A 13252-nucleotide genomic window follows, 5' to 3' on the forward strand; every position below is an offset into this window, starting at 1 on the left:
GTTTATTTTAATACTTTATTATTTTCCGGCATATTGAATAATCCGGACGGTATTAATTTCACAGCACAAACTTTTATTATTCCTCTCAAAAATACTTAAAATATCTCAATTGGTTATATCCTGCCCTATGATATACTTTATACCTTTATCCCCTTCCTCTCTTTTCTCGATCTCCCTTTCAATCTTAGTCTAAATTTCCTATCTTTGAGGTAAATGAAATGAATTAATGCCAGATTTTTTACATCCAGATAAAGAAAACTACTCACGAGAGGAGCTGATGCAGGAAGAGCAGATCCGTCCCCAGAGCTTTAAAGATTTTGCGGGACAAAGAAAAACGCTGGAAAATCTTGAGGTTTTTGTAACGGCTGCCAAAAGACGTGGTGGTGCGCTAGATCATGTTTTATTACACGGTCCGCCCGGACTTGGAAAAACAACCCTGGCGAATATCATTGCCAATGAGCTTGGTGTCAACTGCAAAATTACTTCCGGTCCTGTACTGGATAAGCCGGGAAGTTTAGCAGGCTTACTGACCAACCTTGAAGAAAATGACGTTCTTTTCATTGATGAGATCCACCGTCTTTCTCCGGTTGTGGAAGAATATCTGTACTCTGCTATGGAGGATTACAAAATCGATATTATGCTGGAAACGGGTCCCAATGCCAGAAGTGTACAAATCGGGCTGAATCCTTTTACATTGGTAGGTGCTACTACCAGAAGCGGAATGCTCACCAAACCTATGCTTGCCAGATTCGGAATCCAAAGCAGGCTTGAGTACTACTCTATTGAGCTTTTATCTGTGATTATTCAGCGAAGCGCAAGGGTACTGGGAGTTGCCATCTATGAAGATGCGGCGATAGAAATTGCAAGAAGAAGCCGGGGAACGCCCAGAATTGCCAATGCACTGCTGAGAAGGGTTCGGGATTTTGCAGAAATTAAAGGGAATGGAGAGATTGAGATCAAAATTACCAAATATGCATTGGATTCGTTAAATGTAGATGAGTTCGGTCTGGATGAAATGGACAATAAGATCATGCGTGTGATGATTGAAAACTTCAAAGGAAAACCGGTAGGTATTTCTGCTCTCGCCACTTCCATTGGGGAAAATCCGGAAACGCTGGAAGAAGTATATGAACCGTTTTTGATTCAGGAAGGGTTTATCATCAGAACTCCGAGAGGAAGAGAGGTGACTGATAAAGCCTATCAGCATTTAAGTATTTCAAGGCCTAAAAATCCGGGCGAACTATTTTAATTAAGCAGTTCAGGGATACTGATTCAAAGTTTTGAGTGTAAGATTTTAAAAGAGAGTTATTATTTATGTTTGTTCCTAAATTGTACCGAAGTGAAGATATGGATGTGATGAGAGAAATTATTAAAGAAAATTCTTTTGCACTACTCATTTCTTCTGTTGATAAAATACGTGCTACTCATTCCATGATGATGCTGAACGAAAATGATCCGGAAAATGTTTATATTGAGACTCATATTTCAAGAGTAAACCCACAAGCCAGAACTTTAAAAAACGGTGATGAGGTTTTATGTGATTTTTTGGGTTCCCATGCTTATATTTCCAGCAGCTGGTATGATCACATCAATGTTTCTACATGGAACTATGAGGCGGTACAGATCTATGGAAAAGTGGAACTTATGAACCATGATGAGCTGTACGCTCATTTGGAAAAATTAACCTCAAAATATGAAAATTTCCAGCAGTGCCCGGTGATGGTGAAAGATATGGGAAAAGAGTTTGTGGAAAAAGAAATGAAAGGCGCTTTTGGAATGAAGATACTTCCTACCGAAATATTTATCAAGCAGAAACTCTCTCAGAACAGAAAAGAGAATGACTTTCAAAACATCATTTTACATCTTGAAGAGTCTGCTGATGATAATGCAAGGAAGATTGCTGAAAAAATGAAATTAATAAAAAAGAAATAATCAAAATATACATATGAAGCTATATCCAATACAATGTGGAAAATTTAAACTGGACGGCGGTGCCATGTTTGGAGTCGTCCCAAAGAGTCTGTGGGAAAAAACAAATCCGGCAGACGAAAAAAACCTGATCGAGCTTGGAACCCGCTCTTTGCTTATTGAAGACGGAAAAAAACTGATTCTTGTAGATTGCGGATTGGGCAACAAACAGGATGATAAGTTTTTCGGGCACTATTCTCTATGGGGAGATGATAACCTTGATAAAAATTTAAAGAAATATGGGTTTGTAAAGGAAGATATTACCGATGTATTCCTTACCCACCTTCACTTTGACCATTGCGGTGGAGCTATAGAGTGGAATGATGACAGAACAGGATACAGGCCGGCGTTCAAAAATGCCAATTTCTGGACCAACGAAAACCACTGGAAATGGGCAACGGAACCTAATGCAAGAGAAAAAGCCAGCTTCCTTAAAGAAAACATCATGCCTATGCAGGAAAGCGGACAGCTGAACTATTTACCGCTTCCAACAACAGGAAATTATGGTTTCGCTCCCGATCTGAAAATGGATGTCATTTTTGTAGACGGACATACGGAAAAGCAGATGCTTCCAGTTATTCAGTACCAGGAAAAAACAGTGGTTTTTGCAGCAGACCTTATTCCTACTGCAGGACACATCAACCAGGTGTATGTAATGGGATATGATACAAGACCGCTTTTAACACTGGAAGAAAAAGGAAAATTCCTTAAACAATGTATCGATAATGAATACCTTCTGTTCTTTGAACATGATGCTCACCATGAGCTGGCAAGTCTTAAGATGACAGAGAAAGGAGTAAGACTGGATGAGACATTCAGCTTTAATGATGTTTTTGGATATTAATTTTAAAGTATGGAAGAATTACATTCAGAGGCACAGCAGGCAGAGCCGCCCGCACCCAAGATCATAGGCCTTACAGGAGGAATCGGTTCAGGTAAAACCACAGTAGCTCATTTTATTGAAGAATTTGGTTTTCCGGTATATTATTCGGATGACAGGGCAAAAGCCATTGTCAATGAGAGCGAAGATCTTAAGATAAAAATCAAAGAACTCCTGGGCGAAGAATCATATGATAAAAATGGCCTCTATGACAGAAAGTTTGTTGCGGGGAAAGTTTTCAGTAATCAGGATCTGCTTGAGCAGTTAAATGAAATCATTCATCCGGCTGTACGGATAGATTTTGAGGACTGGGTAAAGAAACAAACCAAATACCTGGTTTTCAAAGAAACAGCATTGTTGTTTGAGCTGAAACTTAACAGGCAATGCTACAAATCTCTTCTGGTAACTGCTGAAGATAATATCAGGATCAAAAGGGTTATGGACAGGGATAATAAAACTTACCGTGAAGTACAGGCAGTGATGGAGAAGCAAATGTCTGAAAAAGATAAGATCAAAATGGCAGATTGCATTATCTACAACAATACCAATCTGGAAGAATTAAAAGAAGAGACTGAAAAAGTCATCTTTGCAATTGAATAAACAAAAACTCGTTAGAATAATTTCTAACGAGTTTTTTTAATAATAAGGTGCAATCAATTTTCTATTCTGAAAGCTCTTACGGTCTAAGGAGCTTACTCTTTAATGAATTTTTTCTGTACAGTTTTACCATTGTCATCAATGTCGATCACATATACCCCATTGATAAGCTTACTGACATTAATCTGGTTATTCAGCAGAATTCCTTCTGCGATCACCTGCCCTACTGCACTATAGATCTTATATTTTGCTCTTTTGCCAATATTTTTCACATACAATACAGAACTTACCGGGTTAGGATAAATCAGGATATCATCCTGATTGAGAGGATTGGAAATAACGTTTTTGGAAATTCTCACAGAATAGTCTTCTACTTCCCCATTCTTAAAACTAAGACAGTTCACCGGAACTCCGTCTCTTTCCATAGCTACTCTCATTACCACGTATTTGTAGTCGGTCATACTTACAAAAGCATCTACAGGTACATTGAATTTTCCTGATACCGGGCTTGTTGTATTAGGAGGTGAAGTAAATACCCTCTCGTTCACATCAAATTCTCCGTTTCTGTTGAAGTCAATCCAGACTGCAATTCCTTCATTGTAAGTATTTCCTGTCCATTTTTTCTCAATAATGATTTCATTATCCACAGATCCCTGAATCAGTTCTATGAATGTTTCAGGAACTCCTGTATAATCGGTATAGGTAGATGCCCCGGATTCATTTTCCATTATTTTCTTACCATTCGGCTTCACTGTAACTTTAGAAATATGTTCCCCTACTGAACTTCCTGAAGACATTCTACAGTAGGTCACGGTAGGTGTGGTAAAGTAGTAAGGTGGTGTAAAGGTGCCGGGAATACCATTACAGATGTTGGCAACCTGCATTTCATATTTCGTAAGTTCAGATAATCCGGTCAGGGTATAATTATTGGTAGCAACCTGAATATTTGTCCAGCCTGGAATTCCTACTTTTCTGTATCGCAGAAGATAAGTAGCTCCTGGGAAAGGATCCCATTGAATAACTGCTGATGTAGGCAACAGCTGGGTAATGGTAAGTCCCGGAGGAGGAAGTTCACAGGTTCTCTCTGTAGTAAATATTACAGGGTTTGAATAAGAGTTCCAGATAGTCTCTGCCGGACACTGGCTGGCAATCTGTACTTCATAGGCTGTGTACGGATCAAGGCTGCCAAGAGTATAGGTATTGGCCGGTGCTGCAGGCAGATCGATTTCCGGATTGGGCCATCCTGTACTTCCTACTTTTCTCCATCGCATTTTATACTTTACTCCTGTCACACTTGGTGCCCAGGTAATCAGGGCTGAGTTTGTGGTAATGCTGCTGACCGTTACTCCCGGAGGTTCAGGATCACATCTTGTTGTAAATACTACGACCGGTGTGAATGTTCCTAAAGATATTCCGCAGTTTGCCGCAATTTTAACTTCATAGGTAGTAGAAGGTGACAGGTTATTCAGGGTATAAGGTATGCTGGTAACATAAATATCCGTCCATGCTGCAGCCCCCTGCACCCTATACTGTAAAAGATAAGTAATATTATCCGCTGCTGCAGTCCAGTTGATAACAGCAGAATTATGAGTTACTGTATTCACTCCGAATCCGGTAGGTGTAGCAGTACTGCAGGGTCTTAATCTTACGGCATAATCCTCCACTTCACCATCTGTGATATTCTGGCACATTACAGGCGCGCTTGTTCTTCGTAAAGCCACTCTCATGGTTGTTGTCAATGGTCCTGAATAAGCATTTGAAGGAACATCAAACATTGCGGTAACCGGTGTATTGGAACTGGCTGCTGAAATTAGAATTCTTTCAGCGTTATCAAATTGCCCGTCCCTGTTAAAGTCGATCCAGGCTGTAACGGCTGTATTTGATGTTGCACCGCTCCACCCTTTAGCTACTGAAATTTTATTATTTACTGATCCGGTTTCTAAGGTGATCAGGGTGGCAGGGGTGGTATAATTGGTGTAATTATTCTGTACAGAAGTATTATTCATTACAGCCAAAGCAGGGTTGACAGAAGTTACAGTTACATTTGAAATATGTTCATTTGTTCCTGTACCTGTCATAGGACAATAGGTTAATACCGGTGTTGTAAACTGTTGTGAAGGAGAGAATGCTCCTTGGTTATTATTACATATTGTTGACACCTGAACTTCATATTGCGTCTGTTCTGTAAGGCCTTGAATGGTATAGTTATTTCCCGGAGGCAACACAGGATTTATAGTCGTCCATGCTGTTGTTCCTACTTTTCTGTATCTTAATATATAAGTGGCTCCTGCCGTAGTAGCCCATGATACATTGGCAGAGGTTGGTGTCAGATTGGTGATGGTAATATTAGAAGGTGCTGCGGTGGTACATGTCGGCAAATCGATAAGTTTAACAGCATAATCTTCTACTTCACCATTGGCAAAAGATCCGCAGACAGCCGGACTGCTTATATCTCTCATAACGACCCGCATCCTTGTGGTAAGAGGCCCTGAATAAGCTGTTGCAGGCACCGGAAATGTAGCCGTTACAGGAGTTACCTGGTTATTGGCTGCATTAAGTACCCTCTCTGTTGTTTCGAATGTCCCGTTCTTGTCAAAATCTATCCATACGCTTACAGCCTTATTACTCATCGTTCCCGGCCAGAATTTTGATACTGAAACCGTATTATTACCAGTCCCCCGGACCAGGGTTATTAATTTGGTAGCATCCGCTGAATAATCGGTATAATTATTAGCTCCGGAGTTATTGCTCATGGTGTAAGAGCTTGTAGCTGCTACCGTGACATTTGAAATATATCCATTATTGGTATTCGTAGAAGTAGCCGTACAATAAGGAGTCATAAACACTGTGGATGCCGAAAAGTTTCCGGTTACCCCAGAACAGATATTGGCGATCTGAACTTCATAATGAGTACCTGCTGTAAGTCCTTGCAGTGTTGTCGTATTAACGGTTGGATTGGGGTTAACCGTTATCCATGCAGTAGCTCCCGCTACACGGTACCGTACTATATAAGTTGCATTAAAGGAGGCATTCCAGGTTATAGTGGCTGTTGTTTGTGTAGTAGCTGTCACTACAATTCCTCCCGGAGCATTAGTATTACAGATTGGCAATGTACTTATCGGAGCGCTTCCAATAGCATAAAATACGTTATTAAGAGCACTTACTCTGATTTTTGCAGTACCTCCTACAGTAAGCGGAAAAGGACTGAAATCCAGCGCTTCGGATCCGTCATTAGGTGTTGAAGCTGTCACTACATTCCAGGTAACGCCATTATCTGTAGTAAAATCAATTTTTACATTAGGAGCATTATAGGGTGCTGCATTGGTATTCACAACATCCCAGACTACGTTAGTGGGTCCGTTATTATAAACAGTTGTAGGGTTCACTTTAAACGGTCCGTTATTTCCAACAATAATTGTCTGGGTTGCCGACTGTGTCTGTTGTTCTGTGGAAACAGGATTGTTGTCACGCACAGTCACTGTAAATCTGGTTGTTCTGGCCACTGTAGACACGGCCTCCCATAGATTATTTGAATTATTTAAAACACCTGCCAGAACAGAACTGAGTCTTGGAAAATACCGTGTAGGGCTATTGGATGGTGCAATTGATCTGAAAGACGGTCCGGATGCCGTATTCCCTAAATTATTCGTATTAATCACTTCATTCGCTATATCTACTTCCTCCCAGGTATACGTCATTGGATCATTCTCCGCATCAGTAGCTGATGCTGTCAGGACAAAAGCTGTCCCTTTTGGAATATTATAAGTAGGCAATGCCCCGATTACTGGCGGCGTATTGGTAATCTGTGTTTCTATATCACAGGTTTTACTAATCAGGTTGGCCTGAATGTCTCTTATATTGGTTGTATTAAAATAAGGATCTGAATGTGGCTGAACATCAGTATTTGCTCCTGTAACACCTGCGTAGCCCATAATGGTAGACCCTGAACCCGGTTCAACACTTGTTGCAGAACCTAATTGAGGAGCGTCATAAGAAAAACTGTGTATTCCTCCCAGCTGATGTCCTATCTCATGGGCAACAAAATCAATATCAAAATTGTCTCCTACCGGAGGATTATTGCCTGGAGAAGTCCAGCCTGAACCTTTATCTTTTCCTGCAGGTGTCAGATTATCCCGGCATATGCAGCCGATACATCCGGCGTTTCCACCGGCGCCCGGCGGAGAAAATAAATGTCCGATATCATAATTTGCATTACCTACGGTTGCGGTAAGAACATTCTGAACCTGAGAATTCCAGCCCACGATACCGTTCTGGGTTCCGTTTTCAGTTGCGGAATAGGGATCCGTGTTTGCATTGGTATATATCAGACTTGGAAAATTCTGTAAATTTAAATGAAGAGCAAAGTCTTTTTCATAAACTCCATTGATCCTTGTAAGCGTTGCATTCATAGCAGCCAATGCTCCGGCTACAGTTCCTCCGTGATACTGGGTATATTCACCACACACACTCAGTGCTAATCTCAATGTTCTGTATTTCCGGTCAGATGATTTTCCAAAATTTGTCACCTGATTCGTAAAAGACTGCCCCTGCTGATGTAGCTTTTCTATCTCAAGTTTATCACTTTCCTCTTCTCCGGTTGAGCACACAAATCCGGATTTCCCTCCTTTTGTTTTAGGATAAACCCTATAAACAGTTTTAGCGGTATTCGCAGGTTCTATAAATTCGGATCCTTCGCCGGTGATAATCATAGACTGAAAATCATGAGGTGCTAAGCTAAACCTCAGGTATTTGCCAGGGTCATCAATTCCTACTCCTACGTAGGAGCCAAGCTGATATTGTTCTGCCAGCTCTTTCACCACAACCGGAAAACTGTAGACAGAAAATTTTTCAATTTTCCCGTTTAAAGTAGGTAAAGATATGATCACAGGTTTTGCATTTTTGCCTGTTTCCTGCGCATTCTTCAATTGAGATTTTAGCAGTGAAATGTCTAAAGAGTAATAGCTGTCATTGGGCAAGCCATCTCTGATGAGTTTTCCATCGGGTGCTGCAGGGGTCCATTGTGCATGAGCCATTGCGAACAAACAAAGGAAAAAGAAAGAAATAAAAGTTTTATTCATAATTTCTCTTAAAGCTTTGTATTAATCTCACAAAACTAAACACTTTAATATCAACAAACAACACATTAGCTAATTTGATTGAAAACTTAGCAATAAAAACTCTAAGTAATTAAAAATATTCATAGTTTTATTGAAAAATATGAAAAAATTCAAAACACAGTGACTAATTAACTCATCAAAAGACAAAAAAAAGCCCCCATTTCTGGAGGCTTTTCTATCTGAAATTTAGTTGATTATTGTTTGATAAATTTCTTTTGAACAGTTTTACCATTATCATCGATATCAATTACATAAACACCGTTGATCAATTTGCTTACATTGATCTGGCTGTTGAGTAAAATACCGTCTGCGATCACCTGTCCGGCAGCATTGTAGATCTTATATTTTGCTCTTTTGCTAATATTTTTCACAAACAATACAGAACTTACCGGGTTAGGATAGATCATGATATCATTCTGATCAAGAGGGTTAGGAGTTACCTGTTTAGAAATTCTTACCGTGTAATCTTCAACTTCCCCATTTTTAAAGCTGGTACAGTTTACAGGAACGCCGTCTCTTTCCATAGCCACTCTCATTACTACATATTTGTAATCTGTCATGCTTACAAATGCGTCGGTAGGTACATTGAACTTACCTGATACCGGACTTGTTGTATTTGGAGGTGAAGTAAAGATTCTTTCATTAATATCGAACTCACCGTTTCTGTTGAAATCAATCCAAACTGCAATTCCTTCATTGTAAGTATTTCCTGTCCATTTTTTCTCAATGATGATTTCATTGTCAGTAGATCCCTGAACCAGTTCAATGAAAGTCTTAGACACTCCGGTATAATCTGTATAAGTAGATGCACCTGATTCATTTTCCATTACTTTCTTACCATTCGGTTTCACAGTAACTTTAGAAATATGCTCTCCTGTAGAACTTCCTGAAGCCATTCTACAATACGTTACCGTAGGGGTTGTAAAATAGTATGGAGGGGTATAATTTCCAGGGGTACCGTTACAGATATTTACTACCTGCATTTCATATTTCGTTAATTCCGTAAGACCTGTCAATACAAGGTTGTTAACCAATGTAGGAACTTCTGTCCAGCTCGGAATACCAACTTTTCTGTATCTAAGAACATACGTTGCTCCAGGGAAAGGATCCCATTTGATCTCAGCCGATGTAGGCAATAATTGAGTAATCGTTAATCCCGGAGGTGGAATTTCACATATTCTTTCTGTTGTAAATACTTTAGGGTTTGAATATGGATTGATGGTATTTTCTCCGTTACACTTATTGGCAATCTGCACTTCGTATGTAGTAAATGGCTCTAGAGGAGTTGTACTTCCCAATACATAAGTATTTGCAGGAGGGTTAGGTAAACTAACGTTATTCCAAGTAGTGGTACCTACTTTTCTCCATTGCATCGTATAAGTAGCACTTGCTGCAAGTGGAGACCACGTAATCAATGCAGTTGTTGGCGTAATGTTCGTTACAGTCACATTCGGAGGAGTAGGATCACATCTTGTAGTGAATGTTGTGATAGGAGTAGGAGTACCAACAACATCTCCACAAATTGCGGCAATTTCTACTTCATATGTTGTAGCCGGAGTCAATCCGTTAATTGTTAGATTTGGAAAGTTATTCAATAATGCAGAAGCATATACCTGAGTCCAGGTTGTAGTTCCCAACACTCTGTATTTTACCAAATAACTTACTCCTGCTCCTGTAATATTAATAGTCACAGAATTATGTGCAGGCGTAAATACAGGATTATTTGGTTTGGCATTGCTACAAGGTCTTATTCTAACTCTGTAGTCTTCTACCTCTCCGTCTACAGCATTCTGACACATCACAGGAGCACTTGAACGTTTTGCTACCACTCTCATGGTCGTAGTTAACGGTCCCGTATAAGCTGTTGAAGGAACTGCAAAGGTTGTTGTAACCGGTGTAGTTGTATTAGCTGCGGAAAGTATAAATCTCTCTGTAGTATTATCAAACTGTCCGTCTCTGTTGAAGTCGATCCATGCAGTTACCGCTACATTTCCTGTTGCACCATTCCAGCCTTTTGAAACTGAAATTTTATTATTCTGAGAATTAACATCTAAAGTAATAAGGGTCTCAGGAGTTGTATAGCTGATATAGTTGGTCTGTACCGAAGTATTATTCATTACAGGAACTCCAGGGTTTGAAGAAGTAACGGTTACATTGGAAATGTGATCGTTCGTACCTGAACCTGTCATCTGACAATAAGACAACGGTGGCGTCGTAAATGTTACTGATGATGAATAGCTACCTGTAGAAGTTCCGCACTTGGTAGAAACCTGAACTTCATAACTTGTCTGTTCTGTAAGACCAGGAATTGTATAGTAGTTCTGACCTGCAGGTAAAGTCATCGTCTGCCATGTACCACCAGATGTTGTTCTCCATCTTATGGTATAAGTAGCTCCTGTGGTTGCTACCCATGATACTGTAGCAGAAGTAGCAGTAAGACTGTTTACCGTAATATTGGTTGGAGCTGCTGTTGTACAGTTCTGAGGATCTATAAACTTCACAGCATAGTCTTCCACTTCACCCTGGCTGAATGATCCGCAAGGATCAGAATCATCAAAATAAGTCATGACCACACGCATACGGGTATTCTGAGTACCGGTATATGCAGAAGGAAGTACTGTGAAATTAGCTGTTACCGGAGTAGTCGTATTATAAGTAGTATTCAGGATTCTTTCAGTAACGTCAAAAACTCCGTCTCTGTTAAAATCGATCCAAGCAGAAACTCCATAAGAAGAGGAAGATCCCGGCCAGTATTTGTTAACAGAAATTTTATTGGTATTTCCACCACCTCTTTGTAATATAACCAGTCTGGTAGGATCTGCAGTATAATCTTTGTAACCGTCAGATGCAGAATTGCTCACCATAATCGGAGCATTGGTTGGTGTAACGGTTACGTTATTAATATAACCACTTGTAGAGGTATTACCGGTAGGACCTGCCGTACAATAATTAAGAGCAAGTGTAGTAAAGGTCACACTAGGAGAGAATGCTCCTGTAGCGCCACCACATACTGTAGCCACCTGAACTTCATATTGAGTCTGATCCAATAAGTTCGCCAGTAGCTGGCTGCTCGCTAATGTTGTATTAACGGTAATAGATGTCCATGTAGTTCCTGTTACAGGCTTATATCGCACCACATAAGTTGCACCTATTGCAGGTACCCAGCTTACAACAGCTGTACTTGCCGTAACGTTTGATACAGCGATATTACTTGGAGGTGCAGTTGAACATGGCTGTAATGCAATAACATTCAATGTAAAGTCTACATAGTTACCGTAAGGTGCAGGACCACACGAATTGATATTTCCTGAATAGGATGTCGCAGTTCGTACTTTATAAGCTCCCGGTGGTGTGTTTGCAGGTATCGGAATAGTTGCGGTACCTGTTGTAGCATAATTTGTTGTCGCCAGGATCGTTTCACCCGGGTCGTTAAAGCTAAGATTATTATTCCAGTCAATCCAAACATAATAATAGAAAGAACTGAAACTGCTAGGCATACTACTAGCAAGATTCATCGTTAAAGTAGCTGAAGGTATTGCTGAAAAAGGTGCCGTAGAATTAACATACGCTGTATAAGAATTCGCTGTATAACCTAAATTTGAAATACCTCCCGTAGTCGTCACGTTGTTCAGATAATACTGAGTTGAGCTGGAACCTCCAGTTGGCGTACAATATGCTGTATGGAAGGAAATAGGACCCACCCACCAGCTTTGATTGGCAGCATCACATTTTGCTCTCACCCATATATAATATGTCGTATTGGCAACCAATGGAGAAATCGTTGCACTTGTACCTGTAGTCACTGTTTGTGATGGAGGTGTTGTAGCTGTAGGAGCTGTACTGGAAGTACTGTAATAAATTTCATACCCTCCCGCAGGTGCAGGATTAGGAGCTGTCCAGCTGATACCAGCACTTGTAGTGGTAGCGGAGGTTAAAGTGATCACTCCAGGTGGCGGACATGCAGGTGCAGGTCCGAAAGTCATCCTGATATTAGGTCTCTCCGGGCCTACTGTTCCATCCTGCGTAGGAGGAGTATTATCCCCACGGATATACATATGCTTCGAGGCAGCAGTAGAATAAGTAAAAGCATTTCCTGCTGTTGTACCCGTTCCGTACCCTCCATAACTGGTCTCTACATAAACCATCATGTTATCTGATCCGTTATAGTAGAAAGGGGTTTGTAATGTTACAGTATTCCACCCTGTAGGCATATTATTCAGGGTTCCGTTATACACTAAGGTAGCACCACCAATTGCAGTATCCCAATTTTGTGCTGTAATAGTTGTTACAGTACTTGCCACAGGTTTCACATAAATCTTTACCGGAAGAGAAAAACTTGTGGATGCTGTAGCATTCCATGCCACAGACAACAAACTTCCTCCAGCAGGAAGATTAATTTCTGAAGCAGTATAAAGGGATGCGGATCTTTCAAATCCGTAGTAACCGGCCAAAGGATACCTTTGAGTGCTGGTTCCTGTACCAATCGTAACTGTTTGTGCCTGTATGAGGAGTCCGAAAACCATACAAAGCAGTGTAATGAACGGCTTAAAGCGCCTGTTCATTTTACCGAGTAAAAATACACTCATATTTTTTAAAATTTAATAATGAAAACTAGTAAAAGTAGTTATAGATCTTTTGTTTATGGGAGCCAAGACATTTTTGAAATCTCCCTTTTACAGATAAATCTGTA

At 40.3% G+C, this 13252-nt stretch carries 6 protein-coding genes; 4 read left to right on the forward strand and 2 right to left on the reverse strand.

From position 1 onward, the window contains the following. The first annotated feature begins 226 nt into the window (after positions 1 to 226). From ruvB to coaE, 4 genes are all read left to right on the forward strand, one after another. Entirely contained in the window at positions 227 to 1249 is a 1023-nt protein-coding gene (ruvB, locus tag BBI00_RS14530; RefSeq protein WP_065399427.1) for a Holliday junction branch migration DNA helicase RuvB, read from the forward strand. A 65-nt stretch (positions 1250 to 1314) separates the two neighbouring features. Next, positions 1315 to 1932 carry an FMN-binding negative transcriptional regulator gene (locus tag BBI00_RS14535; protein ID WP_065399428.1) on the forward strand — a complete coding sequence of 206 codons (618 nt, stop codon included), beginning with the start codon at positions 1315 to 1317 and terminating at the stop codon, positions 1930 to 1932. 13 nt (positions 1933 to 1945) lie between these two features. Further along, positions 1946 to 2812, forward strand: coding sequence for an MBL fold metallo-hydrolase (locus BBI00_RS14540; RefSeq protein WP_065399429.1), 867 nt, complete (start codon positions 1946 to 1948; stop codon positions 2810 to 2812). A 9-nt stretch (positions 2813 to 2821) separates the two neighbouring features. Continuing rightward, a complete protein-coding gene (gene coaE / locus BBI00_RS14545) occupies positions 2822 to 3448 on the forward strand; it encodes a dephospho-CoA kinase (RefSeq protein ID WP_065399430.1) in 627 nt (208 codons plus the stop codon). A gap of 92 nt (positions 3449 to 3540) precedes the next feature. Here the strand turns inward: coaE and BBI00_RS14550 are convergent, their stop codons facing one another. Both BBI00_RS14550 and BBI00_RS14555 read right to left on the reverse strand, forming a co-directional pair. Then, positions 3541 to 8523, reverse strand: coding sequence for a GEVED domain-containing protein (locus tag BBI00_RS14550; RefSeq protein ID WP_065399431.1), 4983 nt, complete (start codon positions 8521 to 8523; stop codon positions 3541 to 3543). A gap of 233 nt (positions 8524 to 8756) precedes the next feature. Then, on the reverse strand, positions 8757 to 13148 hold the full coding sequence (locus BBI00_RS14555) for a GEVED domain-containing protein (protein WP_065399432.1): 4392 nt from the start codon (positions 13146 to 13148) through the stop codon (positions 8757 to 8759). Positions 13149 to 13252 lie beyond the last annotated feature (104 nt).

Source organism: Chryseobacterium arthrosphaerae (assembly GCF_001684965.1).
Classification (GTDB): domain Bacteria; phylum Bacteroidota; class Bacteroidia; order Flavobacteriales; family Weeksellaceae; genus Chryseobacterium; species Chryseobacterium arthrosphaerae.